23 protein-coding genes and 1 riboswitch are annotated in these 25,840 nt (G+C 56.2%); of the genes, 18 read left to right on the top strand and 5 right to left on the bottom strand.

Annotated elements, in window-relative coordinates; translation table 11 throughout:
* The first annotated feature begins 139 nt into the window (after window positions 1–139).
* The 3 genes from hda (at window position 140) to ACZRJQ_RS05720 (ending at window position 2,387) form a co-directional block, all read left to right on the top strand.
* On the top strand, window positions 140–844 hold the full coding sequence (gene hda, locus ACZRJQ_RS05730) for a DnaA regulatory inactivator Hda (RefSeq protein ID WP_463977415.1): 705 nt from the start codon (window positions 140–142) through the stop codon (window positions 842–844).
* A gap of 238 nt (window positions 845–1,082) precedes the next feature.
* Window positions 1,083–1,706, top strand: a complete 624-nt coding sequence (locus ACZRJQ_RS05725) for a C40 family peptidase (protein WP_463977414.1) — start codon at window positions 1,083–1,085, stop codon at window positions 1,704–1,706.
* A gap of 144 nt (window positions 1,707–1,850) precedes the next feature.
* On the top strand, window positions 1,851–2,387 hold the full coding sequence (locus tag ACZRJQ_RS05720) for a C40 family peptidase (protein WP_463977413.1): 537 nt from the start codon (window positions 1,851–1,853) through the stop codon (window positions 2,385–2,387).
* A 77-nt stretch (window positions 2,388–2,464) separates the two neighbouring features.
* Here the strand turns inward: ACZRJQ_RS05720 and ACZRJQ_RS05715 are convergent, their stop codons facing one another.
* Window positions 2,465–3,772, bottom strand: coding sequence for a PQQ-dependent sugar dehydrogenase (locus ACZRJQ_RS05715; protein ID WP_463977412.1), 1,308 nt, complete (start codon window positions 3,770–3,772; stop codon window positions 2,465–2,467).
* A 125-nt stretch (window positions 3,773–3,897) separates the two neighbouring features.
* A riboswitch (cobalamin riboswitch) is annotated at window positions 3,898–4,140 on the top strand.
* An 81-nt stretch (window positions 4,141–4,221) separates the two neighbouring features.
* Here ACZRJQ_RS05715 and cobO point away from each other — a divergent pair.
* Genes cobO through ACZRJQ_RS05665 form a run of 10 tightly spaced genes read left to right on the top strand, consistent with a single transcriptional unit; the run spans window position 4,222 to window position 13,038 of the window.
* Window positions 4,222–4,833, top strand: coding sequence for a cob(I)yrinic acid a,c-diamide adenosyltransferase (cobO, locus tag ACZRJQ_RS05710; RefSeq protein ID WP_463977411.1), 612 nt, complete (start codon window positions 4,222–4,224; stop codon window positions 4,831–4,833).
* Window positions 4,834–4,843: 10 nt separating this feature from the next.
* On the top strand, window positions 4,844–6,157 hold the full coding sequence (locus tag ACZRJQ_RS05705) for a cobyrinate a,c-diamide synthase (RefSeq protein ID WP_463977410.1): 1,314 nt from the start codon (window positions 4,844–4,846) through the stop codon (window positions 6,155–6,157).
* Window positions 6,154–6,804, top strand: coding sequence for a 5,6-dimethylbenzimidazole synthase (gene bluB / locus ACZRJQ_RS05700; protein ID WP_463977409.1), 651 nt, complete (start codon window positions 6,154–6,156; stop codon window positions 6,802–6,804). Before ACZRJQ_RS05705 ends, bluB begins: the two co-directional genes overlap by 4 nt.
* Entirely contained in the window at window positions 6,801–7,709 is a 909-nt protein-coding gene (gene cbiB / locus ACZRJQ_RS05695; RefSeq protein ID WP_463977408.1) for an adenosylcobinamide-phosphate synthase CbiB, read from the top strand. The genes bluB and cbiB overlap by 4 nt, the downstream gene beginning before the upstream one ends.
* Window positions 7,702–8,694 (top strand): threonine-phosphate decarboxylase CobD, encoded by a 993-nt coding sequence (gene cobD, locus ACZRJQ_RS05690; RefSeq protein WP_463977407.1) that lies wholly within the window; start codon window positions 7,702–7,704, stop codon window positions 8,692–8,694. Before cbiB ends, cobD begins: the two co-directional genes overlap by 8 nt.
* Entirely contained in the window at window positions 8,691–10,157 is a 1,467-nt protein-coding gene (locus ACZRJQ_RS05685) for a cobyric acid synthase (protein ID WP_463977406.1), read from the top strand. Before cobD ends, ACZRJQ_RS05685 begins: the two co-directional genes overlap by 4 nt.
* A 1-nt stretch (window position 10,158) precedes the next feature.
* Window positions 10,159–10,680, top strand: coding sequence for a bifunctional adenosylcobinamide kinase/adenosylcobinamide-phosphate guanylyltransferase (cobU, locus tag ACZRJQ_RS05680; RefSeq protein WP_463977405.1), 522 nt, complete (start codon window positions 10,159–10,161; stop codon window positions 10,678–10,680).
* The gene (gene cobT, locus ACZRJQ_RS05675; RefSeq protein ID WP_463977404.1) at window positions 10,677–11,732 is read left to right on the top strand and encodes a nicotinate-nucleotide--dimethylbenzimidazole phosphoribosyltransferase; all 1,056 of its coding nucleotides are present in this window, start codon (window positions 10,677–10,679) and stop codon (window positions 11,730–11,732) included. The genes cobU and cobT overlap by 4 nt, the downstream gene beginning before the upstream one ends.
* Complete coding sequence (gene cobC, locus ACZRJQ_RS05670; protein ID WP_463977403.1) at window positions 11,729–12,304, top strand: alpha-ribazole phosphatase family protein; 576 nt, start codon at window positions 11,729–11,731, stop codon at window positions 12,302–12,304. The genes cobT and cobC overlap by 4 nt, the downstream gene beginning before the upstream one ends.
* A 2-nt stretch (window positions 12,305–12,306) precedes the next feature.
* Complete coding sequence (locus ACZRJQ_RS05665; RefSeq protein ID WP_463977402.1) at window positions 12,307–13,038, top strand: adenosylcobinamide-GDP ribazoletransferase; 732 nt, start codon at window positions 12,307–12,309, stop codon at window positions 13,036–13,038.
* 74 nt (window positions 13,039–13,112) lie between these two features.
* Here ACZRJQ_RS05665 and ACZRJQ_RS05660 read toward each other — a convergent pair whose 3' ends face one another.
* Window positions 13,113–17,780, bottom strand: a complete 4,668-nt coding sequence (locus tag ACZRJQ_RS05660; RefSeq protein WP_463977401.1) for a dermonecrotic toxin domain-containing protein — start codon at window positions 17,778–17,780, stop codon at window positions 13,113–13,115.
* Window positions 17,781–17,956: 176 nt separating this feature from the next.
* Here ACZRJQ_RS05660 and ACZRJQ_RS05655 point away from each other — a divergent pair, with 176 nt between their 5' ends.
* The 3 genes from ACZRJQ_RS05655 to ACZRJQ_RS05645 all read left to right on the top strand — a co-directional run bounded on the left by ACZRJQ_RS05655 (window position 17,957) and on the right by ACZRJQ_RS05645 (window position 20,490).
* The gene (locus tag ACZRJQ_RS05655; protein WP_463977400.1) at window positions 17,957–18,370 is read left to right on the top strand and encodes a MarR family winged helix-turn-helix transcriptional regulator; all 414 of its coding nucleotides are present in this window, start codon (window positions 17,957–17,959) and stop codon (window positions 18,368–18,370) included.
* A 52-nt stretch (window positions 18,371–18,422) separates the two neighbouring features.
* Window positions 18,423–19,631: an MFS transporter gene (locus ACZRJQ_RS05650; RefSeq protein WP_463977399.1), complete on the top strand. Its 1,209-nt coding sequence runs from the start codon at window positions 18,423–18,425 to the stop codon at window positions 19,629–19,631.
* A 307-nt stretch (window positions 19,632–19,938) separates the two neighbouring features.
* Window positions 19,939–20,490: a glutathione peroxidase gene (locus tag ACZRJQ_RS05645; RefSeq protein WP_463977398.1), complete on the top strand. Its 552-nt coding sequence runs from the start codon at window positions 19,939–19,941 to the stop codon at window positions 20,488–20,490.
* An 85-nt stretch (window positions 20,491–20,575) separates the two neighbouring features.
* On the opposite strand, the gene ACZRJQ_RS05640 is transcribed toward ACZRJQ_RS05645, so the two are convergent.
* From ACZRJQ_RS05640 to ACZRJQ_RS05630, 3 genes are all read right to left on the bottom strand, one after another.
* Window positions 20,576–21,856, bottom strand: coding sequence for an OmpP1/FadL family transporter (locus ACZRJQ_RS05640; protein ID WP_463977397.1), 1,281 nt, complete (start codon window positions 21,854–21,856; stop codon window positions 20,576–20,578).
* Window positions 21,857–22,003: 147 nt separating this feature from the next.
* Window positions 22,004–22,483, bottom strand: coding sequence for a hypothetical protein (locus ACZRJQ_RS05635; RefSeq protein WP_463977396.1), 480 nt, complete (start codon window positions 22,481–22,483; stop codon window positions 22,004–22,006).
* A 270-nt stretch (window positions 22,484–22,753) separates the two neighbouring features.
* On the bottom strand, window positions 22,754–22,978 hold the full coding sequence (locus ACZRJQ_RS05630; RefSeq protein ID WP_019407963.1) for a hypothetical protein: 225 nt from the start codon (window positions 22,976–22,978) through the stop codon (window positions 22,754–22,756).
* A gap of 1,000 nt (window positions 22,979–23,978) precedes the next feature.
* Here ACZRJQ_RS05630 and ACZRJQ_RS05625 point away from each other — a divergent pair.
* Window positions 23,979–24,302 (top strand): sel1 repeat family protein, encoded by a 324-nt coding sequence (locus ACZRJQ_RS05625; protein WP_463977395.1) that lies wholly within the window; start codon window positions 23,979–23,981, stop codon window positions 24,300–24,302.
* A gap of 58 nt (window positions 24,303–24,360) precedes the next feature.
* On the top strand, window positions 24,361–25,839 hold the full coding sequence (locus ACZRJQ_RS05620) for a DNA recombination protein RmuC (protein ID WP_463977394.1): 1,479 nt from the start codon (window positions 24,361–24,363) through the stop codon (window positions 25,837–25,839).
* The last annotated feature ends 1 nt before the right edge of the window (window position 25,840 follow it).

The raw sequence follows: 25,840 nt of genomic DNA, 5'->3' as shown, positions 1-25,840 counted from the left end.
CTTCATTCAATCCAAAGCCTTAACGCAAACCTTTGATTTTGCTCGTGGTCTGTTACATTGTGCGCCCGGCTACACGGGTATAAACTTTGCAAACTTTACACAGAGGCCACTAACGGTTCGTTTGAACTGTTCAGTCAGCATGAAACCGATTCAGCTGCCCCTAGGTGTGCGTCTGCGTGATGACGCTACCTTCATAAACTACTATCCAGGCGCCAATGCCGCTGCACTCGGCTATGTTGAGCGACTATGCGAAGCCGACGCTGGCTGGACAGAAAGTCTTATCTACCTTTGGGGTAAGCAGGGTGTGGGGCGTACGCACCTGTTGCAGGCCGCTTGCTTGCGTTTCGAGCAAATGGGCGAGCCGGCCGTTTACTTGCCCTTGGCTGAGCTGTTGGATCGCGGCATCGAGATTCTCGACAATCTGGAGCAGTACGAGCTGGTGTGTCTGGATGACTTGCAGGCCGTGGCTGGCAGAGCTGATTGGGAAGAAGCGCTGTTCCACTTGTTCAACCGCTTGCGCGACAGTGGCCGCAGACTGCTGATCGCAGCGTCTAGCTCACCCCGTGAATTACCGATCAAACTGGCTGATCTCAAATCCCGCCTGACCCTCGCACTGATTTTTCAAATGCGCCCCTTGTCTGATGAAGACAAATTGCGAGCCTTGCAACTGCGCGCGTCGCGTCGCGGTTTGCACCTGACCGACGAAGTGGGCCATTTCATCCTTACGCGGGGCACTCGCAGCATGAGCGCTTTGTTTGAATTGCTTGAGCGACTTGATCAGGCGTCCTTGCAAGCGCAGCGCAAATTGACCATTCCCTTCTTGAAAGAAACCCTGGGCTGGTAACGTCCATTTAGTCATGGCAGCTCGCTAAAAGCGCAGCCTACAGGCTATTTGGCAATTTACAGGCGCCAGAAAACCTGCATGCCTGACAGGTCGGCAACGCAAAATCTATGGCTGGGGGTGTAAAACCTTAGATGGCGCGAAGAAACTGCTAAGTCACATTTCAATCGATTGAATTTGCAAATGAGGATGATAGAAGGCATAGTCGCGGCTACTTTTCCTACAAGCCACGGTCGTGCCCATGCTAAATCGCTTCGCACCCCTCGTGCCCTTAGCACTTGTTACCCTGCTATTTGGCTGCGCTGCTCACACGCCAGTGTCTCAGCAAGTTATCAGCCAGCAGGATCAAAAATTATCTTCGTCCCAAGCTTCCGCTATTTATCAGGAAGAGTTGGCGACTGAAAAAGAACTGGCTCAGTTCTCCGAAAACAGCAAGCCTTACGAGTTGCCAGCGTTGGCTGACAGCATTCTCGAGCGTGGCATGTCCTTGATCGGTACGCGTTACCGTTTTGGCGGCACCTCTGAGGCAGGCTTCGATTGCAGCGGCTTTATTGGTTACTTGTTCCGTGAAGAGGCTGGCATGCAATTGCCGCGTTCAACGCGTGAAATGATCAACGTAAAAGCACCGCTCGTCGCACGAAACAAGCTTAAACCAGGTGATTTGCTGTTCTTCAGCACCAATGGCCGTGGCCGTGTTAGTCATGCCGGGATTTACTTGGGCGATGACCAGTTTATTCACTCCAGCAGCCGCCGCAGCGGGGGTGTACGGATTGATAACCTGGGTGACTCCTACTGGAGCAAAACCTTTATGGAAGCCAAGCGCGCATTGGCGATGGCACCTACGAGCGTAGTGGCCCGCAAGTAAAGTTAAAGTCTTACTTGAAGTTTGGCCTCTAAGGGCTAGAATTCAGTCGCATTGTTAAAATCTTGAAGCCGCGAAGGAGCCCCCTGTCGCGGCTTTGAGTTTCGCGGCCGAGTTGCCGTATCCAGAATCAGGAACATTCTGTTTATGTCATTCACGGCCCGCGTCGCACTTTTAACTCTAGCAGCGCTGCTCAGTGCCTGCGCCAGTCACACACCGCCAGCCCCCGTGGCCAAGCCGGTCGTGTTTACCCAACAAGCAGAACAAACCTCGCCGATTGCCGCTGACGTGCTGTTTCGCGCCTTGGGTTTGGTGGGGACGCCTTATCGCTGGGGCGGCAATACCCCGGACTCAGGTTTTGATTGCAGTGGCTTGATTAAGTACGTCTATAACGACGCTGCTGGCATCTCGTTGCCGCGCACCACGCGCGAAATGATCGTGATGCGGGCGCAGAATGTCGGCAAAGACAAGCTGCAAACCGGTGACTTACTGTTCTTCGCCACCAGCGGCGGTTCGCAGGTCAGCCATGCGGGAATCTACGTGGGGGAAGGCCGTTTTGTTCATGCGCCTGCCACCGGGGGCACCGTCAAACTGGACAGCCTGTCCAAAGCCTACTGGCAAAAAGCCTACCTGAACGCCAAGCGCGTGCTGCCCACTGAGCAGCATCTGGCGCAGATTCCTTGAGGCTGGAGCTGGCGAAGGCCGCGATCTTTTAATTTTTTAAAAGTCGCAGCCTTCGCCAGTGCTTACGTCAGCGGGAACTACTTCGCGGATACCCGCCAAATCTTGTTGCCAACATCATCGGCCACCAGCAAATCGCCCTGTTTGTCGATCACCACGCCCACAGGCCTGCCCATAGCCTTTTCGTCGGCGTTCAGAAAGCCAGTGAGTACGTCGACCGGCATGCCGGTAGGTTTGCCGTCGGCAAAGGGCACGAAAATCACTTTGTAACCGCTGTGCGGTTTGCGATTCCATGACCCGTGCTGGCCAATAAATGCGCCTTCGGTAAAGTCGGGGAGCTGGCTGCCACTGGCGAAGCTTAAGCCCAGCGACGCGGTGTGCGGGCCGACGGCATAGTCCGGTGCAATGGCATTGGCCACCAATTTCGGGTTTTGCGGGTTGACCCGCGTATCTACGTGCTGCCCGTAATAGCTGTAAGGCCAGCCATAGAAGCCGCCGTCCTTAACGGAGGTAATGTAGTCGGGCACCAGATCGCTGCCGATTTCGTCGCGCTCGTTGACGGCGGTCCATAATTTGCCGGTTTGGGGCTCCCAGGCCATGCCGTTCGGGTTGCGCAGGCCAGAAGCGAAAATGCGATGGCTGCCGGTCGCCGGGTCGACTTCCCAGATCGCAGCGCGGCCTTGCTCCTGATCCATGCCGTTTTCGCCCACGTTGCTGTTGGAGCCGACCGTGACATAAAGCTTTTTGCCGTCAGGGCTGGCGATGACGTTTTTGGTCCAGTGATGGTTGAGTGGGCCGCCCGGCAAATCGACCACCTTGGTGGGTTGGGCGCTGATCGAGTTCGCCCCGGCCTGATAGGGGAAGCGCAGCAGTTTGTCGGAGTCCGCCACGTATAAGTCGTTGCCCACCAAAGCCATGCCGAACGGCGAGTTGAGGTTGTCGATAAACACTGTGCGGGTTTCAACGACGCCATCGTGGTTGGCGTCGCGCAACAAGGTGATGCGATTGGCGCTGGGCACGCCGGCGCCAGCCTTGCCCATGACTTTTTCCATGACCCAGCCGCGAATCCCTTTGCTGTCATCAGGCTTGGGTGGCGCGTTGGTTTCAGCCACCAACACATCGCCATTGGGTAGTACGTATAGCCAGCGAGGGTGATCAAGGTTTTCAGCGAACGCTGTCACCTGTGTGCCTTGGGCTGCAATCGGTGTGGCGCCCGCGGCCCAGCCAATGGCGGGAGCGATATTGACTGTAGGGATCACCGTTTTGTTGGGTTCGGGCAGCTTGGGGGATGGCCCGGTGCCGTCGCTCACTTGCAGGGTCGAGCTTTCACCGCAGGCGGCTAACCCTGCCGCAAGGACGATGACAACAACGTGCTGGCGCTTGAGCATGTGTATCTCCATGAATAGGTCTTGTCAGTGATAGAGGAGCGTAGTTGCTCAAAGGTTCAGACGTTGCCAGTGAATGACCTCGATCAGTGCCAGCTTTAATTGACGCTCCACCCCCAACCCTCTAACCTTCGCCGCTTGTTTCAGGTGCTCTGTGGCCAAAGGTCGACAGGGTGAAACAGGGAAGCCGGTGAGGGCGCGTTTGACCCACACAACCGCTTGATCCCGGCGCTGCCCCCGCAACGGTAAATGAATAAAAACCACGCCAAGTGCCACTGTGTTACTGCACGGGAAGGCGCGTGGTCAGGGCTGCTCCGTAAGGGGGTCGCTCGTTCATGAGCCCGGAGACCGGCCTGATCCATCCAACACTTCGCGGCGGGCGAGGGTGTGCTGTTGTCTATAAATGTCCCCCGCCTCCCGTTTGCATCATCGAGCCCCAACGGAGAGCTGCCATGAACGAATCCCCTGAACGTGACGAACGACATCAAGCGCGCATGCTGCGCAAAAAAGCCGTTATGGACGAGCGCATTGCCAGCTCACCTAACGAGTGCGGCTTGCTCCTGGTATTGACCGGCAACGGTAAAGGTAAAAGCAGCTCGGCGTTTGGCATGTTGGCCCGTGCGATGGGGCACGGCATGCAGTGCGGCGTTGTGCAGTTCATTAAGGGGCGCAACAGCACGGGCGAAGAAATCTTCTTCCGTCGCTTCCCAGAACAAGTTCGCTATCACGTCATGGGCGAAGGTTTTACGTGGGAAACTCAGGACCGCCAGCGCGATATCGCTGCGGCCCAAGCAGCATGGGAAGTGTCCCGCGAGATGCTGTGCGACCCCTCTATTGGGTTGGTGGTGCTCGATGAGCTGAATATCGCGCTCAAGCACGGCTACCTCGACCTTGAGCAAGTGCTGAGTGACCTGCAAGCCCGCCCGCCGATGCAGCACGTGTTGGTGACAGGCCGTGGCGCTAAACCCGAAATGATTGATCTGGCCGATACCGTGACCGAAATGAACGTGGTCAAGCACGCGTTTCAGGCCGGAATTAAAGCCCAAAAAGGCATCGAATTGTGAGTGTTAAAGCATGAGAGAGTCGCGTCATTGCCCGGCGGTTTTGATCGCCGCACCGGCTTCCGGTCAGGGCAAGACCACTGTTACCGCAGCCTTGGCCCGATTGCACCGCAATCAAGGGCGCAAGGTGCGGGTGTTTAAATGTGGCCCGGATTTTCTCGACCCCATGATTCTTGAGCGCGCCAGCGGTGCGCCGGTGTATCAGGTGGATTTGTGGATGGTGGGCGCCGATGAAAGCCGCCGTCTGCTGTGGGAGGCCGCTGCCCAAGCGGACTTGATTTTGATCGAAGGGGTGATGGGGTTATTTGATGGCACCCCGTCGAGCGCCGATTTGGCGCGTCATTTTGGCGTGCCGGTATTGGGCGTGATTGACGGCACTGCAATGGCGCAGACCTTTGGCGCTTTGGCATTGGGCTTGGCGCGTTATCAGCCAGATCTGCCATTTGCGGGCGTGCTGGCCAATCGCGTCGGCACGGTGCGCCATGCTCAACTGCTCGAGGGCAGCTTGACCGAAGGCCTGCGCTGGTACGGCGCCTTGTCCCGTGAAACCGGGATTGAGTTGCCAAGTCGTCATTTGGGTTTGGTGCAGGCCAGTGAGCTCAATGACCTGGATGCGCGTCTCGATGCGGCGGCCAATGCCTTGGCCAGCACCTGTGAGGTAGCGCTGCCACCGCCCGTTGAGTTTGCGGCGCCTGCCCCGGTAGACGTAAAACCGCTCTTGGCAGGCGTGCGCATTGCTGTGGCTCGCGATGAAGCGTTTGCGTTTACCTACGGCGCAAGTCTGGCATTGCTGCGTGAAATGGGCGCCGAGTTAGTGTTTTTCTCTCCCATTCGCGATACACAATTGCCCGAGGCTGACAGCCTGTATTTGCCGGGTGGCTACCCGGAGTTGCACCACGTTGCGCTGTCGCATAACACCGCGATGCTGGAGGCCATTCGTGCTCATCACCTCGCGGGTAAGCCGCTGTTGGCCGAGTGCGGCGGGATGCTTTATCTGCTCGATGCGTTGACCGATGTTGAAGGGCAGCGCGCCGAGCTGGTGGGTTTGTTGGCGGGCGAGGCGACCATGCAAAAGCGCTTGGCGGCCTTGGCGTTGCAAGCGGTGGACATGCCCGAAGGCAGGTTGCGCGGTCACACCTATCATCACTCGCTGACTAGCACGCAGTTGCAGCCCATCGCGCGTGGCCTGAGCCCCAATGGTGGGCGTGGCGCCGAAGCGGTATACCGTGAAGGGAGGCTCACCGCGTCTTATGTGCATTTCTACTTCCCGTCCAACCCTCAGGCCATTGCGGCCTTATTTGCGCCGTGCGCTGTGACGGTGTCATGAGCGACAACGCCTTTAGCCCTGAAGAACGGGCCGCTGTTTATCGGGCCATTGCTGAGCGCCGTGATATGCGGCACTTCAACGGCGGCACGGTCGCGCCCGAGCTCTTGGCGCGACTGCTTGAAGCTGCGCATCAGGCTCCCAGTGTGGGGTTGATGCAGCCGTGGCGCTTCATTCGCATCACCGATCGTGAATTGCGCGGCAAGATTCAAGCCTTGGTCGAAGAGGAGCGCGTGCGCACAGCCCAGGCATTGGGCGAGCGTTCTGATCAATTTATGACGCTCAAGGTCGAAGGCATCAACGACTGCGCCGAGGTGCTGGTGGCTGCGTTGATGGATGACCGCGAAAAGCACATTTTTGGTAGGCGAACCCTGCCTGAAATGGACATGGCGTCGTTGTCTTGCGCTATTCAAAACCTGTGGCTGGCCGCTCGTGTCGAGGGACTGGGCATGGGCTGGGTGTCGTTGTTTGAGCCACAGGCACTGGCCGACTTGCTGGGCTTACCCGCAGGGGCCAAGCCACTGGCAGTGCTGTGCCTGGGGCCTGTTGAGGCGTTTTATCCGGCGCCGATGTTGGTGATGCAAGGGTGGGCGCAAGCGCGCCCGCTGAGTGAGTTGGTGTACGAGAATTATTGGGGAGTGAGTCCATGAGTGTGGCGTTGTTGTGCGTTGCCGGGGTGGCGTTAGACGCGCTGCTCGGCGAGCCCAAGCGCTGGCATCCGCTGGTTGCGTTCGGCCGTATGGCAGATCGTATCGAGCAGCGTTTCAATTCAGGCGGGCGTGGCTGGCGCAGTCATGGCGTAACCGCGTGGGTATTGGCGGTGTTGCCGCTGACACTGCTGGCCACGGCGTTGTCTTGGCTGCCTTATATCGGTTGGTTGGTGGACATTGTGGCGCTGTATTGCGCGTTGGGGATGCGCAGTTTGGGTGAGCACGTACAACCCGTGGCGCAGGCCCTGCGTGCCAATGATCTGGAGGAGGCGCGCACGCGGGTGGGCTATTTGGTCAGCCGCCAAACCAGCGAGCTGGACGCCACCGAAGTGGCGCGTGCGGCCACCGAATCTGTCCTGGAAAACGGCAGCGACGCTGTGTTTGCGACCTTGTTCTGGTTTGCCGTCGCCGGTGCGCCGGGCGTGGTGCTCTATCGTTTGAGTAATACGCTGGACGCGATGTGGGGTTATCGCAATGAACGCTTTGAGCGTTTTGGCTGGGCCGCAGCGCGAATTGACGACGTGATGAACTACATTCCGGCGCGTTTGGTGGCGCTGACCTACGCACTGCTGGGTAAAACCCGGCTGGCGATGCAGTGCTGGCGCAAACAAGCGCCGCTATGGGACAGCCCCAATGCTGGCCCGGTGATGGCTGCAGGCGCGGGTGCGCTGGGCGTCGAGTTGGGTGGTGCAGCGATCTATCACGGCGAATTGCATGAGCGCCCACAGTTGGGCGAGGGCGTGCCTGCCGATGCAGAGGCCATAGATCGCGGTTGGCAATTGGTACAACGTGGCGTGTGGCTGTGGTTGTTGATCCTGTGTGTCGGGAGTGAGTTCTATGCTTGAGCACGGCGGACGTTTACGTCAGGCAGCTTTGCAGTACGGGATTGCCGAGCCGCACTGGCTGGATCTGTCCAGTGGGCTGGCGCCTTGGCCTTTTGCAGTCCCGGACATTCCTGAGCGTGCATGGGCACGCTTGCCTGAAACCGATGATGGCCTTGAGCAAGCAGCCTGCGCCTACTACGGCGCGCCCAATGCGTTGCCAGTGCCGGGTTCACAGTGCGCAATTCAGTTAATTCCGCGTCTGCGCCGCAGTGGCAAGGTCGGCGTGTTGTCGCCGTGCTATGCCGAACATGCGCAAGCCTGGCGGCGTAACGGCCACATCGTGCGCGAAGTGATGGAGCAAGAGGTGGATTTCTACCTCGACAACCTGGACGTGCTGGTGGTGGTCAACCCCAATAACCCCACGGGCCTGAGTTTGGCTCCTGAGCAACTGCTGGAGTGGCACGCGCGTTTGGCGCAACGCGGCGGCTGGTTGGTGGTGGATGAAGCCTTTATGGACAACACCCCAGCATTGAGTTTGGCCGCATACAGCACCCGCACGGGTTTGATTGTGCTGCGCTCTTTTGGCAAGTTTTTTGGGCTGGCTGGCGTTCGGCTAGGGTTTGTGCTGGCCGAATCCAGGCTACTCAAGTTGCTTGCCGAGCAGGTCGGGCCGTGGGCTGTCAGTGGGCCAACCCGCATCGTGGGGCAGGCGTGTTTACGTGACATCGAAGCGCAGGCTCGTCAGCGTGAGCGCAGTGAGCGTGCCAGCGAGCGTTTGGTTGCGTTATTGGTTTTGTACGGCTTGGCCCCGCTGGGCGGCTGCGCGCTGTTTCAGTGGTTGATCACACCAAATGCCGAGCGCCTTTACGAATTCATGGCGCAACGCGGGATTTTACTGCGCTTGTTTGCCCATAACAGCAGCGTACGTTTTGGCCTGCCCGGCCACGAGGCCGATTGGCTGAGGCTGGAGCAGGCGCTGATGACTTACGCCAAGGAAACCCCATGAGCACGTTGATGGTGCAGGGCACGACGTCCGATGCTGGTAAAAGTACGTTGGTCACGGCGTTGTGCCGTTGGCTGACCCGCCAAGGTGTGCGCGTGGTGCCCTTCAAGCCGCAAAATATGGCGCTCAACAGCGCGGTAACGGCTGAAGGCGGCGAGATTGGTCGTGCTCAAGCGGTACAGGCACAGGCCGCCGGTTTAGCGCCGCACACTGACATGAACCCGGTGTTGCTCAAGCCCAACAGTGACACGGGCGCGCAAGTGATTATTCATGGGCGTGCGGTCACCAGCATGAACGCAGTGGCCTATCACGACTACAAGGCCATCGCCATGCAAGCGGTATTGGCCTCACATCAACGCTTGAGTGCAGCTTATCCAGTGGTGATGGTTGAAGGGGCGGGCTCGCCTGCCGAGATCAATCTGCGAGCGGGTGATATCGCCAACATGGGCTTTGCCGAAGCGGTGGATTGCCCGGTGGTGCTGATCGCCGATATTAATCGCGGCGGGGTCTTCGCACATTTGGTCGGCACGTTGGAGCTGCTTAGCGAAACTGAGCAGGCGCGGGTCAAGGGCTTCATCATCAACCGTTTTCGCGGCGACATTGCCTTGCTTCAGCCGGGGCTCGACTGGTTGGAACAACGCACAGGCAAACCAGTGATTGGCGTTCTGCCTTATGTGATGGATTTGCACCTAGAGGCCGAAGACGGTATCGACCAGCGTCAAACCGATAAGGCCGAGCAAGTGCTCAACGTTGTGGTGCCTGTGCTGCCGCGCATCAGCAATCACACTGACTTCGACCCGCTGCGCCTGCACCCGCAGGTGAATTTGCAGTTTGTGGGGCCGGGGCAGGCCATCCCGCCTGCGGATTTGGTGATCCTGCCGGGCTCCAAAAGCGTGCGCAGCGACTTGGCCTATTTGCGGGCCAACGGCTGGGATGCTGCCATTGATCGCCACTTGCGCTACGGCGGCAAGGTGCTGGGCATTTGCGGCGGTTTGCAGATGCTGGGCGAGCACGTCCATGACCCGTTAGGGCTTGAAGGTGCGCCGGGCTCCAGTGACGGCTTGGGGTTATTGGCGTTTAGCACGCAGCTTGCCGCTGAGAAGCAACTGCGCAACGTGCGCGGGCACTTGGTGCTGGAAAACGCCGAAGTCAGCGGGTATGAAATCCATGCAGGTGTGACCACTGGCGCGGCGCTGGAGCAGCCCGTGGTGCAATTGGATGATGGCCGTTGCGACGGCGCCCACAGTGGAGACGGGCAAATTTTGGGCACGTATCTGCATGGTTTGTTCGAGTCGCCTGCTGCCTGTAGCGCCCTGTTGCGCTGGGCCGGGCTGCAGAACGTGCAAGCGGTGGACTATCACGCAGTGCGTGAGCGTGACATTGAGCGGTTGGCGGACCTGGTTGAAAAACACTTGGACACGGCCTACCTGCGTGAATTGTGTGGTTTGCCGCTGGAGCACAACTGACATGCTGCAACTGATTTTGGGCGGCGCACGCTCAGGCAAAAGTCGTTTGGCCGAGAAGCTTGCCAGCGAATCTGGCTGCGCCGTCACCTACATTGCGACGAGCCAACCGCTGGACGGCGAGATGAATGAGCGTGTGCGCCATCATCGTGAGCGTCGTCCCGCGCATTGGTCATTGATTGAAGAACCCCTTGAGCTGGCCCGCGTACTGCGTGAAAACGCCCTTGCTGACACCTGCTTATTAGTGGATTGCCTGACGCTGTGGCTGACCAATCTACTGATGCTCGAAACCCCGCAACGCCTGGCCTTGGAGCGCGATGCGCTGCTGGCGTGTTTGGCAGACTTGCCGGGTGAAGTCATTTTTGTCAGCAACGAAACCGGAATGGGTGTCGTGCCGCTGGGTGAACTGACGCGACGTTATGTCGATGAAGCCGGTTGGTTGCATCAAGCCTTAGCCGAGCGCTGTCAGCGAGTGGTGCTGACAGTGGCGGGTTTGCCCCTGACATTGAAAGGAACTGCACTATGAATACCCCGTGGTGGTTGAAACCGTGCAAAGCGGTTGACCGTGACATGCAGGCAGCCGCAGCCGAACGTCAGCAGCAGTTGACCAAGCCCGCTGGCTCGCTGGGGCAACTGGAAGCGCTGGCCGTGCAGTTGGCCGGGTTACAGGGGCGACTCAAACCCCGTATTGATGCGTTGTGGATCGCTATTTTTGCGGGAGATCACGGCGTGGTGGCAGAAGGCGTTTCGGCCTATCCGCAGGCGGTCACCGGGCAAATGCTGCATAACTTCGTCAACGGAGGGGCGGCGATCAGCGTTTTGGCGCGTCAACTGGGTGCGCAGCTGGATGTCGTGGACTTGGGCACGGTAACGCCCATGCTTAACTTGCCGGGCGTACGTCATTTGCAGTTGGGAGCGGGTACAGCCAACTTTGCCACAGGCCCTGCCATGACAGACGCTCAAGGTCTGAAAGCGCTACAAGCGGGGCGCGACAGCATCGTGCGGGCACGCGAGCAGGGCAGTGAACTGTTTGTGGGTGGCGAGATGGGCATCGGCAATACTGCCTCGGCCAGCGCTGTGGCCAGTGCGCTGCTGGGATGCGCGGCATCGCAATTGACCGGGCCGGGCACAGGGCTTGATGCCGCAGGGGTGAGCCATAAGGCTCGGGTGATTGATCGGGCGCTGGCGTTCCACGCCGGGTACTTGGATGACCCTTTGCAGACCCTGTTTCGTTTGGGCGGATTTGAGATCGCGGCTTTGGCCGGGGCTTATGTGGCTTGCGCACAAGAAGGCATTGTGGCGTTGGTCGATGGCTTTATCTGTACCGTCGCGGCGATGGTGGCCGTGCGCTTGAATCCCGAGTGCCGTGAGTGGCTGATATTCGGCCATCGCGGGGCCGAACAAGGCCATCGTCATGTGCTGCAAAGCTTGCAGGCGCAGCCGTTGCTGGATTTGGGCCTGCGCTTGGGCGAGGGCAGCGGGGCGGCATTGGCAGTGCCGTTGGTGCGACTGGCCTGTGATCTGCATGGGCACATGGCGACGTTCGCCGAGGCCGCAGTGGCGGATCGTCCGGCATGACGGTGCTGCTGGATGTGCTGCGCCATGGTGAAACCGAATTGGGTGGCGGCCTGCGTGGCAGTCTGGACGACGCCTTGACCCCTTTGGGTTGGGAGCAAATGCGCGCCGCTGTCAAAGGTCGCGGCCCGTGGGATCGGATTGTCAGCTCGCCGTTGCAGCGCTGCGCCCTATTCGCCCAAGAACTGGCTGAGCAGCTCAAGCTGCCCGTCAGTTTTGATAAGGGGCTGCAAGAGCTGCATTTTGGCGCCTGGGAAGGGCAAAGCGCAGCGGCATTAATGCAAACCGACGAGCAGGCGCTTGGCAGGTTTTGGGCAGATCCGTACGGGTTTACCCCGCCAGAAGGCGAGCCGGTGTCGGTTTTTTCGCAGCGCGTGTGGGCGGCGGTTAATCGTTTGCACCACGCCTATGCCGGTGAACGGGTATTGGTGGTGTGCCACGGCGGTGTGATGAAGTTACTGTTGGCTCAAGCGCGAGGTTTGCCACGAGAGCACTTGTTACAGGTTCAAGTGGCCAATGGCGCGTTGTTCTCATTGCGTGTGGCGGCGCAGGGCGTCGTGAGCGAAGAGGGCTGAGCATGCTGGCGTTCTGGATCGCCTTGCAATTTTTGAGCAGTTTGCCGATTCGTTTGCCCGGCATGCCGCAGCCTCAAGAGCTTGGACGTTCGTTACTGTTTTATCCGCTGGTGGGGTTACTGTTTGGCCTGTTGCTGTGGGGGTTGAACACTGCGTTGGTAGGCACGCCCTTAATGTTGCACGCGGCGTTGCTGTTGACAGTGTGGGTGCTGCTCAGCGGTGGCTTGCATCTGGATGGTTTGGCAGACAGTGCTGATGCGTGGCTGGGCGGCTTTGGTGATCGCGAGCGCACGCTCACTATCATGAAAGACCCGCGCAGTGGCCCGATTGCCGTAGTCACGTTGGTACTGGTGCTGTTGCTCAAGTTTTGCGCGTTGCTGGCGCTGATTGAGCAGCAACACAGCGCTGTATTGCTGATTGTGCCGTTGATCGGGCGCAGCGCTTTGCTCGGGGTGTTCTTGACCACGCCTTACGTACGGGCAGGCGGTTTGGGGCAGGCCTTGGCGGACCATTTGCCGCGTAAGGCTGGGTGGTGGGTACTGAGCCTCAGCGCTGTGGCCTGTGTTGCGTTGGCAGGTATTGCTGGGCTGTGGGCGCTGTTGTTGGCCACGCTGGGGTTTGTGTGGTTACGCCAAGTGATGATGCGTCGCTTGGGCGGCACCACTGGCGATACGGCCGGCGCGTTGCTTGAGCTGCTTGAAGTGCTGCTGTTGGTTGGGTTGGCGCTGATTTGACCCCTGTTTTTTGCGTCGCCTGAGGCACCGATGCAAACCAGCGCCACCTGGTTTGCATCGGTTATTTAAAGTCCTTAAGGGGCCAGAGGCAGGAACCAGCGTTCTGCCAGATCCTTGCCGATGGCTCCACGGTGGATATCGACAACTGCCTGCTGACCTTGCGCCTTGGCCAACTGCGAGTAGTAGTTTTGCTTGCGCTGCTCTTTGGTTTTCATGTGGGCGACGCTGTAGTCCAACTTCGGTGTGTTGGCCTTTTGATAGTGAAAGTGGGCGTACCACAGCGTGTGACCTTGGCGGTCATTAATCGCGTATTCCTGCATGAAGTCCTGACGCTCGCCCCGCATCGCCCCGCGATCGCCAAGCAGGGCGATTTGCACCAGTTTTTCATCCAACAGGTATTTGAGGTTGCCGTGGGTTGGCGCCAGCTTCAGGCTTAACTCGATGCGCAATTCCTTGCCCCGCTTGGTCAGGCGCAAGGCGCTGTTTTGTAAGTCGGTGACGAGTGTTTGGTCAGCCGCCTGGCGCGAGGCTTCAGGTTGAGTCTGGATGACCTGATCAAGTTCTGCGGCCAGCTTATTCAGGTGATTAGCTTCTGACTGAAGCACATGCTCAACATCTTCGGGGTGTCGGGTAATTTTCATGTAGCCCTCGACCCGCTTTAGATGGTCATTGACCATGCTCAAGCGCTTTTGCGCATCGCTTTTGATCGCAGTCAGTGCTCGTGCCGGGGGCTGTGGTTGAGCGGAATGCACTATTTTAACTTCATCCCACCCATCTTCGTGTTCTGAATAAGTGGACAATAATCGGTTGTCGTACTCGGAACGTACTTCGATGACGTCAATGGGCAGGTCTTCGCTTCGCGGTTTTAACTCACCAATTAGTCGGCCGTTGTTGCGAGTTTTAATAATTTGCTTTTTGGGCTTGCCGGGTTGAGACGGTATAAGCGTGGGCGGTCTTTTACGTGGTTTCGATGGCGGTTTTATTTCGTCCGCCAATCTTTCGGTTACATCCTTGTACATGCCCTCTAGCAGCGTCAGCAGTTTTTTAAAATAATGGCTCTCCAGCTCATCGGCATAGATGATTTCGATACCTTGCAAAGCATCTAGCGCCTGACCGTAGTGCTCTACCAAACTATCAAGCACTTCTTGGCGTTCACGGGAGCTGAGTTCGAGTGTATTTAGTTCAGCGTGGGTGCGTACATGTTCTTGCAGAGGGTCAACGACAGCTTCCAGGCTATTAATCAGGTTGAGTGACTGCTCTTTGATGCTGGGTAGCTTCAGATATTGCAGTTGCAGTTCTTTAATCGCCAAGACGCTGAGCGCGCTCGCTGCGCGCCTGTCGACCAATCGTGCGATTGGCTCAGGTATGGGTATGCCCAAGTTATAGAACTCATCCAAATAGCGTTCTTGGAGTTCAAGCCAATAAATACTGCGCTCGTTGATCATGACCGTTCTTTTGAGGTACAGCACATAACCTATGGAGTCGAGAGGCCCCGAACTGACCTTGCTGGCATTTTTTATGAAAAAGGGTGCCCATTCTTTTTTAAGTGCTTCGCGGCTGTCTTCTGATACTAAGAATGCTTTACTGGTATTGAGCAGGATCCGCTGTATCAGGTAGGCCACGAACTTCAAAGGGAGGGGGATTTGGAGTTCTGTACGCTCTTTGTTGCTGTCTAATAATTGCAGGTAATGGTCTGTCTGTGTTTGCAGCAGGTTGTGGTACTTCTCACGATAAGTAGCACTTTGCTCGGGGCTCATTGAAGCACTTTCTGTCACGGCCTCTGTAATGTCTATTTCTCGGTCTTGAATTTTTTGATTTTCGATGAACTGCTCATAGGTAGCTTGTAGCTCGCTAACTCGCTGAGCTTTGCGCTGGCGTATGGCATCCATCCGCTTGGGTGGATTGCCACCATATAAACGCAGTCGTAGATCCAGCGACCAATGGCCATCATCATCGACTCTTAAATAAGGCCCCTGAACGTTGTGGTCTAACGGGTCGACAATCATCGCGCCTTCAGGCTCTAGACTGACCCGGTACAGATTGTCTTCCACCAAGGCATGCCACTGGCCATCAATTGAATACAGGCCTTTATTGGGGCTATGGGCTGTGGGTTGCGGCAGTGGTTCAGTACGCGGCACTTCAAACTGCGAGAGTCGTGAGCGCTGGCTGGGCGTTAAGCGGTTATGAGCACTGGCGAAACTGAAATCCAGAAGCGTACTTTGGGCGCCGGGCACTTCGCCCGGGAGAACAACAGTACCGGCCACGACGGGCGAAGGTGGCGGCTCAGGCCATTGTTTGGCAATGCGCGCGGGCACGCGAGCGCGCACGACTTGCTCTTTGATGCCCGCGGGTAGCGGGCTTGCAGGTGGCGAATTGGGGAGCATTTGAAACAGCAGCATCCCAAGATTGAGCAGCATGTCGACCACGGCAAGCTCTCGTGTGGTCGGGTCGTCGCTGTCGAGGGCCGGTATGTCCTTGTTCGCGGCCGCGGCCAGCATCAATAGCCAACTGGTTAACATCGCCGGGCCACGTAAAAAGGGCAGTAACAGGGTGTTGAAGAGCAAGCCGCTGCCTTCAAGAAACACGCCCCAACGGCTTTCACTATTGGATACCGAGTCTTTGTCTGCTTGATCGATCAAGGCCTTGGCGTTAGCGCTGTAGAGAAACTGCAACAACTTGCCGTTGTGTTGACACTGCATCAACTCATCACTGACACCATCAACGGACAGCTCGGCAGGTTGTGGGGTTTCAATCGCAGAGAGTTCACTGCCTTGCCCAAAGCGCACGTAATGCGGTTCTTGAAAGCCGCCATTGTCGTAAATCGGCCGGGCCACGTCTGGCAGCCAGACTAGAACGCTGGTTTGCAGCTCCCCGGGTATGGAAATGGCTTCTAATAGTGCTGCTCGCGAGCTGAACTCATGCAAGGACTGGTCGTAAAGCGGTCGGTACAAGAGGTGGGGGCCAGACGTCATGTCTGTGGATTCAATGATGTACATATTGCTGACCACATCAGGGCGTGCGCCAGCTCTGCGTATCAATGCCAGATGGCGAATGACCACTGGTTGCCCATCGATTTGACGTTCGCCTGTTTCGCGACGCATTAATGCCGCGACATAACGAGCGCCCAGAGCGGTCAAGCCGTTTTCTTTCTTGAGGCTCAGCTCCAATGCTTGCAGGGGCAGTTGCACGCGCAGTTGTTCGGCAAAAAGCTGTTCACGCGCGAGTGCGTCCGGGGTGTCATCTAAAAGTAAGTTCTGGAGTTTTTGTGGGTATTGTTGGCCAATATTGACTTGTTCGATCAAGCCGTTGCGCTGGGTGATGTAGTCAGGTGTCAGCCAGATGGGCAGAGTCAACCCGAGACGATGGCGCAGCGTGAGTGGGCCTTGAGGTTTGCCCAGCAGGTTCTTCAGCGCCAGATCGGTCAGGCTCATTGTTACTTTTTCGGTGATGCCAACGGTTCCGGGAAAGCCGGCTGCGATCAAGAAGGTTAATTCAATGTCATCCGGGAGCGGGATTTCAGAAGGGGGCGCCGTGGTTGCTTCTTGCTCCAGACGTTTTTGATCAAGCCGCATTTGTTGGCTCAAGGCATCAACAGTGAATGCGCGGATGTCGGCGATGCCACTGAGAAACGTGCGGCCTTGGTTGTTCTTTTTGACGTGGGCCAGTGCGAGGCTGTATTGGCGGTACAGTGTTTGTTCGGCAACAGAAGCGTGCTGCAACCAATCGGGTAGATGCTCTTTTAGCGTGTTGAGTGCTGGAAGATCGGGTTGCGGGGCGTCCAACAAATATTGCGCAGGGTCGGTAAGTTCCTGACAGATTTTTTGCAGCGCGCTCAACCCGACATGAGTGGGCAGTTTCAGTGCCCCGAGGCGCTCCAATTGCTGAGCCAGGATGACCCCGGCCTGAGCATCGAAAATATTGCCGTCCAGCTCGTAACGTTTGATCCGGATCTCATCAGCTGAATATCGTTTGCCGAGGCGTTGTGCTCCGTACTCAATGAAGGCGTCCAGTGAGGGGAAGGCATTCACCGCGCCATCAGGTTTACAGAGCAGCGCCACATTGGAGCGAACTAACACCAGCAATGAACTTAACCAAGTGTTGGTGGCGTCGCTGTTGATAAAGGTGGTCTCCAGACAATAGGCGTGAGTTGGGTCCTCGGGGTATTGGCGGATTCGTTCCTCGTATTCGGGGCACTGGATCACTTGACTGAGGGTTTCAAGGGCGAGGTCACTTAAAGTACCTGGCTTGAGCGTATTCATGCTCAAGGTGTCCTTGAGCACATCGCTGAGCCAGAGCCAACGGCTGACCCCGGTATCGGTGTTACTAGCCCAATAGTCGCTCAGAGCATTTTGTAGGCCAATGGGCACACTCCAAGGCAACTCCTTGATTAAAGTTTCGAGTACCTGCATGTCCAAGCTGCTGCCGGTTGGCTCCAGCCAGTTGCCAGCCTCATCAGACAAAAAGTAATGCTGGTGGTCAATTGGGCTCAGATCAATGGGCGTGCCATTGGCCAGATAATCCAGAACCAGCGGCATGAGCATCGACAACTCCCAGCCACCACCCGGGCGAGGGGTGGCCAGCCGCACGTGCGGTAAATCCAGACGCAGCGAGGGGTATTTCTCAGTAATGGCATCGCCAAGCATTTGTTGGGTGACGTCTTGCAGTGTTGGGCGACTGGCAAACTGTGCTCTCACAGCATTTGCCGGTGGCACCCAAGCAGGTATTGAAGAAGGGGTAGGCATGAAAACTCCTTTTGGAACCGCAATGGGGTCATGTGACCGATTGCGCATTTACGCCAAAAAGCCTTCAGCTCAGGTGTTATCTAAATATGTTGCGGGGTTAGATCGCTGGACGACGAAGTGTGATGGGTGTTTTTTTAAATCTTGATTCTCTGTTATTGCGGGTATATACATACAAAATGTTACCAACCCAATGTTTGTGTACCCATCTTCGGCGAGCCTCGCGTGGCATCAGCCGGCATTACGACGGCGCCCTCGATGGCTTCGGGATCAACGTTGCGCAGTATTCGTTGATGAGCAATCTCAAGCGCCTTGATCAGCCGAGTATTTCTTCGCTGGCAGAAGCGATGGGGCTCGACCGCAGCACATTGGGGCGTAATTTGCGGGTGCTTGAGCATGCAGGTTTGGTGAAGTTGACTGAGGGTGAAGACCAACGCAATCGTGTGGTTTGCCTCACTGATGCGGGCGAAGAGCGATTGTTGGCCGCCTTGCCAGCTTGGGAGGCCGCGCAGCAGCGTTTGATTGAGCGTTTGGGTGAAGATCGTCGCCAACAACTGGTAGAGCTATTGAATGAGCTGGCAGGTGCGGACTGAAGCATCTGTTGTACGAGTAAATGTGGGTATATACCCGCTACGGAGAATAACAATGACATCGGTGTGGCGTACCAGCGGTTGGGTGCTGCTTGGCAGTGCGTTGATTTTGGCGCTGTCGTTGGGCGTGCGGCATGGGTTCGGGCTGTTTCTGCCGCCCATGAGTGCTCAGTTTGGTTGGGGGCGAGAGGTGTTTGCGTTCGCCATTGCTTTGCAGAACCTGATCTGGGGCTTGGCTCAGCCTTTTACCGGAGCGCTGGCTGATCGCTTTGGTGCGGCTAAAGTTGTTGTGATCGGCGGCGTTTTGTACGCCGTGGGTTTGGTGTTGATGGGCTTGTCCGACTCGTTAGTGACCTTGTCGTTGAGTGCGGGATTGTTGATTGGTATCGGCTTGTCAGGCACTTCTTTTTCGGTGATTTTGGGCGTAGTGGGTCGTGCCTTGCCACCCGAAAAACGCAGCATGGGCATGGGGATTGCCAGCGCAGCCGGGTCGTTTGGCCAGTTCGCAATGCTGCCCGGCACCTTGGGTTTGATTGGCTGGCTGGGTTGGTCGTCTGCGTTATTGGTGTTGGGTATGTTGGTCGCGTTGATCGTGCCGTTGGTGAGCATGCTCAAAGACCGTCCATTGCCCACTGTTGGGGGTGACCAAACCCTCAAACAGGCTCTGCGCGAAGCGTGCAGCCATTCTGGTTTCTGGCTGCTGGCCTTTGGTTTTTTTGTCTGCGGTTTTCAGGTCGTGTTTATTGGCATCCACCTGCCCGCTTATCTGGTGGACCAGCATCTGCCTGCGACTGTGGGCACCACCGTGCTGGCCTTGATTGGCCTGTTTAATATTTTTGGCACTTATACCGCTGGTTGGTTGGGTGGACGAATGTCCAAGCCGCGTTTATTAACCGCCTTGTACTTGGCGCGTGCGGTGGTCATTGTCCTGTTTTTGTGGCTGCCTGTGACGCAGCTCAGTGCTTATTTGTTTGGCATGAGCATGGGCTTTTTATGGTTGTCGACGGTCCCTCTGACCAATGGCACGGTCGCCACAATGTTCGGCGTGCGTAACTTATCGATGCTGGGCGGGATCGTCTTCTTGTTCCATCAATTGGGCGCTTTCCTGGGTGGTTGGCTGGGCGGCGTGGTCTATGATCAAACCGGCAACTACGATTTGATTTGGCAAGGTTCGATTGTATTGAGTGTATTGGCGGCGGCTTTGAATTGGCCGGTACGTGAGCAACCCGTCGCGCGTTTGCAAGGGCAGGGGAGTATGGCGTGAGTTCAACATGGATATGGCTAGGGGCCGTCACTGCTGGCGCTTTGCTACTGGCTTTGGCCTGGTGGGGCTGGCAGCAGAGCGGTTTGGCTGTGATGCAGTTAGGTATGGGCGCTTGCTAGCGTGTATCTGCGCTCGGTTAAGCTGCGTTGAAAACAGGCGCGGAATGCTTGTTTACACGACGCAAACTCTGCTTTATCGCCTGTTTTCGTCTGCCTAACCTTCGCTCGAAAACATTTCGTACAGGCCCTGGGATCGGGGTGCTGGCGAGTAAGTTCTGGGCCTGCCACTTCTTTCAAGGACACCTGTCATGTTTAAACGCTGGATGGCGATGCCTGTATTGCTGTTGATGTGCGCCGGCGCAGTGGGTGCAACTCAATGCCCACCCTTATTGGAGGGCTCGTTGCCCAAGCTACGGGCCAAGGAGCCCATTGATCTGTGCCAACGCTTTGCCGGCAAGCCGCTGTTGATCGTCAATACCGCGAGTTTTTGCGGCTTTGCGCCTCAGTTCAAAGGGCTTGAGGCTTTGAATCAACGTTTTAAGGGGCAGGGGCTGGAACTGATTGGTGTGCCGTCTGATGACTTCAAGCAAGAGGCTAAAGACGGCGAAGAGACAGCCAAGGTCTGTTACGTCAATTACGGCGTGACCTTTACCATGACGGATCCGCAAAAAGTCCGCGGGGCTGATGCAACGCATTTGTTCAAAGTGTTGGCTGAGCAAAGCAGTGCACCGAAGTGGAACTTCTATAAGTACGTGGTAGATCGACAAGGCAATGTTATCGCCAACTTCTCAAGCCTGACCAAGCCAGACAGCCCTGAGTTGATTGAAGCTATAGAAAAAGCCATCGCTTCAAAGCCATAAATCCTACGCAATAAAAAGCCCTGCCTCGGTGAAGAGAGCAGGGCTTTTTTAATTCAGCAGACGAGGGGATTAACGTCGTGGTGAATTAGAAGCGGTAGGTCACACCCAAGGCATAACCGTTAGCGCTGTTTTCGTATTTGGCGCTGTAGTTGTTAAGCAGGTTAGAGTCGTGAACCTTGACCGACTCTTCCTTCAGGTAGGAGTAAGCCATATCAATGGTCAGATCGTCAGTCACGTTATAACCGGCGCCCAAGCTGAAGATCGTCCGGTCACCGGTAGGAATACGTGGTGAGCGGTTTTCGTTGTTGGTAGGCGACTGGTCGAAAGTCAGACCGGTGCGCACAACCCACTGCTTGTTCAACTGATACGAAGTACCAATGGCGTAGGCCCAAGTATCGTGCCAGTTCTGATCTTCTTTGATGGTAGTGAACAGGCCTGGTGCATAAGCACCACCTGCACCCGTTACGCCTTTGTTTTCGACGGTGATGTCTTTAAGGCGGCTCCAGCGGGTCCATGTGGTACCAGCATAAAGCTTCCAGGCATCAGTCAAATCTTGAGTAACCGACAGGTCCCAAGATTCTGGCGTGTCGATTTTCAGCGAAGCGTCATAACGGCCGCTGTTGAGCAGGCCGTTGGCCGAGGTGCCAGGGCTCGCGGAGATAGTCGTGTGGCCTTCGAGCTTGTATTTAACTTTGGAGTGGTAAGTCAGGCCTACACGGGTGGTATCCGTGGCTTGTACCAGCACGCCGAAGTTAAAGCCCAGGGCGGTATCGTCGCCCTTGATTTTCACATTGTTGTCGCCCAACAGAGGGTTGAACGTGATATCTGATTCCAGGGTGCCAGCGATGCGGTTGATCGTTGGGCCAAAACCAATCGAAACCTTGTCGTTGAAGGCGTAACTGACAGTTGGTTGCAAAGTGACAACTTTAACTTCACTTTTGCTGCCGAAAGCACGGCCCTGGAAGCCGCTTTCATAGTCGGTCACCAGGCCGAAAGGCGCGTAAACACCAAAGCCTACGGACCACTGATCGTTGAGCTTGTTCGTGTAAAAGCCCATAGGTACGCCGGTGAACGGCACCATGTCGCCTTTGTTACTACCCGAGTATTTACCCGAGGCATCTTTGATATCGCTCGAAGCATCAATCACGGCGATGCCGCCAGTCACTTGCTGACCATTGAGACGAGACATACCGGCAGGGTTACCGAAAACGGTACTTGCATCGTCGGCAGAAGATGAGCGACCTGCGAAACCGGTCCCCATACCGCTAACGCTTTGTTCGTTGAGGGCGAAGCCGCTTGCGAAAATCTGGCTGGAAGCCAAAGTGACGGCGAGGCTAAGTGTGGTCTTGAGCATTACTTTTTTCATTATTAGAACTCCTTTTGATCACCGGATGGAAAGCTACCAACATTTTTGTTTAAGCGCTATAGGCTAAATCGCAGGAGATAGCCTTGTTTTGTAGGACAATCCTACCGGTTTTGGGTCTTTTCAACGTTATTGTGGGTAGGCTAAATCTCAAGCCACTTGGTTGAGAGGTGTAACGCAGGTGCGCCACGCATCAGTGAAATCGCGTAAACGTCCTTGTGGTTCAAAGGCTTGGCGCCAGACTCTTGCCATGCCGAGTAGATTATCGGCCGTGGGGATGGCTAACTTTTGCTCTTCTATCAGCAACCAGGCAATGGCCGTTGCATAGCGCAAATTAACCGTGAGCTCTAAATGCGGGCTGCACAAGAAGGCATGCTGACTGGCCAGTCCGCGAACCAGGCTGGCCAAGTCTGGGTCTTGGGCCAAGTATTGATCCCATAATGCGGCGTGACGGGCTTCACGAATGCAGTAAAGCCCGTGACCACGACGATCATGCAAGGCCGACCCCAAATTGGACTGGCTGGCCGCAATACCTAGCAACAAAGCTTCTGCATCCGGGTTGTCTTGACCCATATAAAGAAGCGTTGGCCGAATGACGTAAAGGCTCAACTCCTTGGCAGCGATACCCATATTGTCCTCGACGCCTGAAAATAACCGGCGACACCCAAATGCTTGGCAGCGATGAGTCGGAAGGGAACGCCGGGAGCGAGTGAAACCGCTCAAGTTGAAGTGTAGTGTCATATATTCGTTGTAACAGGCTGTTTTAAAAACATTTGAAGCTTCGGGCCAGCGGCAATAGATCTGCAAGTACTTAAGCGATTCTGGATATTTCTTAAATCTCAGTCAGCAAAAAGCCCTGCTAATCAGGCAGGGCTTGTTGTGTAGGCGCTTACTGCGTGATCAGGCGATCAATGCCTGACGAGTACGCTCGATCACAGCTTGCAGAGGTTCTGCGCTGGAATATTGATCGGGGTACAGACGTTCGCTGTGACGAGCGATGCCGTGTTCGTTGACCAGAGTAAAACTAAAGCATCCTTTGCGAGCGGCCATAATCAGGCAGTTCATTGGGGCAAAGGCGTTGGTTAGGGTGCGAATGGCATCCTGAGTATGGATTTGAGTAGACATAGTTATTAGGTGTTCCTACAAATGACACGGATATGATCCGTGCTGCGTTAAAACGTTCCAGTGACGTCGAGCCATCTTTGGCTGGACGAAGAACCTGACTGGAACAAAGCCGCCAGTTGGAGCGCATTAAGTATGTGGCGCTTGGGCTGGCAGGTAGGTACTTAGGAGGGCAGGCAGTCACAACAAGAGCTAAGGTTCCGTGCTCTGGGTGAAGATCCTGATCAATTTGCAGGTTGGTTCGGTCAGAGTAAAAGAACTTCGCGATACCCTTTGCTTCTGTTCAAAGGCCGTATCGTCGCAAGATTTACCTGGAAACCATCGAGGGGGTCGATCCCGTGTATCAGCGCATCTTCTCTTTAGGGGAGGCTTGCTGAGGGGATTTGTTCGGCCCGAATTGACTTTCAGCTTGGTACTAACGCTGCGGATACTAACGGCTTGAATTTTCAAATGCAAGTGTGCTAGCAAAATACTTCTATTGCATGGCTTAAATCATCTCGAAAACGGGCACTTATAAAGAGGGTCAATGGAGCTGCGCCGGTGCATCACTTAGACCCTTTTTGCAGAAAATCCAGCGACTGAGCCGCGCTGAGCCGTAAGGGGGCGTTTCGGGAGTCATGGCCTCTAAGGCACGAAGTCCTACATTTTCTACACAACAATTACCCTGTTGTTTCGTCATGGTGTGAACTTGTGCACATTCGCAGTGCAAGGTTTTAAAGGCTTGAGGGCTTTGTAGCTGTAGGTTGCTTAGCCTGTAAGGCAAATTTAAGTCAATGAAAAACATCGTTTTTTTTAATTGGTGAAAAAAGCGTCAGTTTGAGCGGAGCCCCCGAGCTGTGGGCGTTTGGTGGGATTAAACGCGGGTTGTCCACTGACTTATCCACAGGATCTGTGGATTGTCCCGTGCGTTCGCTCTAGATCAAGGGTGTAGACTTTTTTCGACTTTACCCAAACGAAAAAAGGAGTAGAGTGGCGCGCCTTCTGTTCTGTCCCACAGTGTTATATGAAGTTTCGTACGACCTCATCATCTGTTACTCGCCCCAACCCACCACCTGAACCGCCAAAGCGCTTTGCTTTGCGGGTTGCTATTTGGTTACTCGACAACCCACGGCTGGGCGCCAATCCGAATGTGAAACATGTGGCTGGTCATTTGCTCAAGCAACCCGCTCGCCAAGGCGTGGTGCTGGCACAAAGCCGATTGGGTCAGCTCATGTGTCGTGATTGCGGCAGCGCCCGCGACCGGCGGATTGGCCACGAACTGTTGCGCCAAGCGGCGCGCGCCGGTGACGTGATTGCCCAGCAAGAGCTGAACAAGATCGAAGACTGAGCTGTCTTCGGCTGGACAGCTTAGTTACCCTTGCTCTTTTACCTTGTGTGGAGGGGCTATGGCCCTGGACCTGAGCAGCATTTTGCTGGGCTTGGCCTTGGCGGGCGTTCCGTTACTGGCGTACATCTGGCAATTACAACGCCGTGCTGGTGGGCACCAAGCCGAACTGACGTTACTCGATGAGCGTCTGAATACAGCGCAGCTGGCTCAAGAAGGCCTTAACGCCCAGCTTGACGCGTGTCGTGATGAAATCAGCGATCTTGGGCAGGCTAACGCAGCCAAACAAGCCGAACTGGCTGCGCTGCGTCGTGAAGTTGAGCTGCTGCAGTTAGAGCGTGATAACGCTCGCGATGCGGCCCATGCCTGGAACCTTGAACGTAGTCACAAAGAAACTGAGCTGCGGCGTTTGGATGCTCATGCAGCAGCATTGGCGGCGGAGTTACGTGAGCAACAAGACAGTCATCAGCAACGTTTGAACGACCTGCAAGGTTCGCGTGATGAGTTGCGAGCGCAGTTTGCCGAGCTGGCGGGCAAAATTTTTGATGAGCGCGAGCAACGGTTTGCTGAGACTAGCAATGAGCGCCTCGGCCAGTTGCTCGATCCGCTTAAAGAGCGCATTCAGTCCTTTGAAAAACGGGTTGAAGAAAGTTATCAGCAAGAGGCCCGTGAGCGTTTCTCTCTGGGTAAAGAGCTTGAGCGCTTACAGCAACTGAACCTGCGCTTGAGTGATGAAGCCACCAACTTGACCCGCGCTCTAAAAGGCCAGAAAACCCAAGGCAACTGGGGTGAGCTGATTTTGGAGCGTGTGCTTGAGCATGCTGGCCTTGAAAAAGGCCGCGAGTATCAAACCCAAGTCAGCCTCAAAGGGCCGGATGGCGAGCGCTTTCAGCCCGACGTGTTGATTATGTTGCCGGGCGACAAGCAGGTGGTGGTGGACTCCAAGGTTAGCTTGACGGCTTATCAGCAATACGTTGGCGCCGACGATGAAGTCATAGGGCAGGCCGCGCTCAAACAACATGTGCTGTCGCTGCGCAATCATGTGAAAGGCTTGGCCGGCAAGGACTATAAGCGGCTTGAAGGGCTGCACAGTCTGGATTTTGTGTTGTTGTTCGTCCCGATTGAGGCTGCATTTTCAGCGGCGTTGCAAGCCGAGCCCAACCTGTTCCAAGAGGCTTTTGATCGCAATATTGTGATTGTGAGCCCAACCACTTTGCTCGCTACTTTGCGGGTGATCGACAGCCTTTGGAAGCAGGAACGCCAAAGCCAAAACGCCCGAGAAATCGCCGAGCGGGCAGGTTGGTTGTATGACAAATTCGTGCTGTTTATTCAGGACTTGGACGAAGTGGGTAATCGTCTTCAGCAGTTGGATAAAGCCTACGGTGCTGCGCGCAATAAGCTGACCGAAGGCCGCGGCAACCTGGTCAGCCGCAGTGAGCAGCTCAAGCTGCTGGGGGCCAGGGCCAGTAAAAGCCTGCCGGCTGACCTGTTGGAGCGGGCGCTGACGGACATCGACGGGGTGGCGCACCCCGCCGAGTAAG

The sequence above is a fragment of the Pseudomonas sp. E315 genome (assembly GCF_055406205.1).
This window is presented reverse-complemented; position numbering and strand designations above follow the sequence as displayed.

Excerpts from the sequence above, each read along its gene's own strand:
- ACZRJQ_RS05640 (WP_463977397.1), bottom strand. The coding sequence starts at position 21,856 with ATGAAAAAAGTAATGCTCAAGACCACACTTAGCCTCGCCGTCACTTTG.
- ACZRJQ_RS05705 (WP_463977410.1), top strand. The coding sequence starts at position 4,844 with ATGAGAGAGTCGCGTCATTGCCCGGCGGTTTTGATCGCCGCACCGGCT.
- cobO (WP_463977411.1), top strand. The coding sequence starts at position 4,222 with ATGAACGAATCCCCTGAACGTGACGAACGACATCAAGCGCGCATGCTG.
- ACZRJQ_RS05630 (WP_019407963.1), bottom strand. The coding sequence starts at position 22,978 with ATGTCTACTCAAATCCATACTCAGGATGCCATTCGCACCCTAACCAAC.
- ACZRJQ_RS05720 (WP_463977413.1), top strand. The coding sequence starts at position 1,851 with ATGTCATTCACGGCCCGCGTCGCACTTTTAACTCTAGCAGCGCTGCTC.
- ACZRJQ_RS05665 (WP_463977402.1), top strand. The coding sequence starts at position 12,307 with ATGCTGGCGTTCTGGATCGCCTTGCAATTTTTGAGCAGTTTGCCGATT.
- cobU (WP_463977405.1), top strand. The coding sequence starts at position 10,159 with ATGCTGCAACTGATTTTGGGCGGCGCACGCTCAGGCAAAAGTCGTTTG.
- ACZRJQ_RS05725 (WP_463977414.1), top strand. The coding sequence starts at position 1,083 with ATGCTAAATCGCTTCGCACCCCTCGTGCCCTTAGCACTTGTTACCCTG.
- ACZRJQ_RS05650 (WP_463977399.1), top strand. The coding sequence starts at position 18,423 with ATGACATCGGTGTGGCGTACCAGCGGTTGGGTGCTGCTTGGCAGTGCG.
- ACZRJQ_RS05635 (WP_463977396.1), bottom strand. The coding sequence starts at position 22,483 with ATGGGTATCGCTGCCAAGGAGTTGAGCCTTTACGTCATTCGGCCAACG.
- ACZRJQ_RS05655 (WP_463977400.1), top strand. The coding sequence starts at position 17,957 with ATGTTACCAACCCAATGTTTGTGTACCCATCTTCGGCGAGCCTCGCGT.
- ACZRJQ_RS05645 (WP_463977398.1), top strand. The coding sequence starts at position 19,939 with ATGTTTAAACGCTGGATGGCGATGCCTGTATTGCTGTTGATGTGCGCC.
- ACZRJQ_RS05625 (WP_463977395.1), top strand. The coding sequence starts at position 23,979 with ATGAAGTTTCGTACGACCTCATCATCTGTTACTCGCCCCAACCCACCA.
- ACZRJQ_RS05660 (WP_463977401.1), bottom strand. The coding sequence starts at position 17,780 with ATGCCTACCCCTTCTTCAATACCTGCTTGGGTGCCACCGGCAAATGCT.
- bluB (WP_463977409.1), top strand. The coding sequence starts at position 6,154 with ATGAGCGACAACGCCTTTAGCCCTGAAGAACGGGCCGCTGTTTATCGG.
- cobT (WP_463977404.1), top strand. The coding sequence starts at position 10,677 with ATGAATACCCCGTGGTGGTTGAAACCGTGCAAAGCGGTTGACCGTGAC.
- hda (WP_463977415.1), top strand. The coding sequence starts at position 140 with ATGAAACCGATTCAGCTGCCCCTAGGTGTGCGTCTGCGTGATGACGCT.
- cobD (WP_463977407.1), top strand. The coding sequence starts at position 7,702 with ATGCTTGAGCACGGCGGACGTTTACGTCAGGCAGCTTTGCAGTACGGG.
- cbiB (WP_463977408.1), top strand. The coding sequence starts at position 6,801 with ATGAGTGTGGCGTTGTTGTGCGTTGCCGGGGTGGCGTTAGACGCGCTG.
- ACZRJQ_RS05715 (WP_463977412.1), bottom strand. The coding sequence starts at position 3,772 with ATGCTCAAGCGCCAGCACGTTGTTGTCATCGTCCTTGCGGCAGGGTTA.
- ACZRJQ_RS05685 (WP_463977406.1), top strand. The coding sequence starts at position 8,691 with ATGAGCACGTTGATGGTGCAGGGCACGACGTCCGATGCTGGTAAAAGT.
- cobC (WP_463977403.1), top strand. The coding sequence starts at position 11,729 with ATGACGGTGCTGCTGGATGTGCTGCGCCATGGTGAAACCGAATTGGGT.
- ACZRJQ_RS05620 (WP_463977394.1), top strand. The coding sequence starts at position 24,361 with ATGGCCCTGGACCTGAGCAGCATTTTGCTGGGCTTGGCCTTGGCGGGC.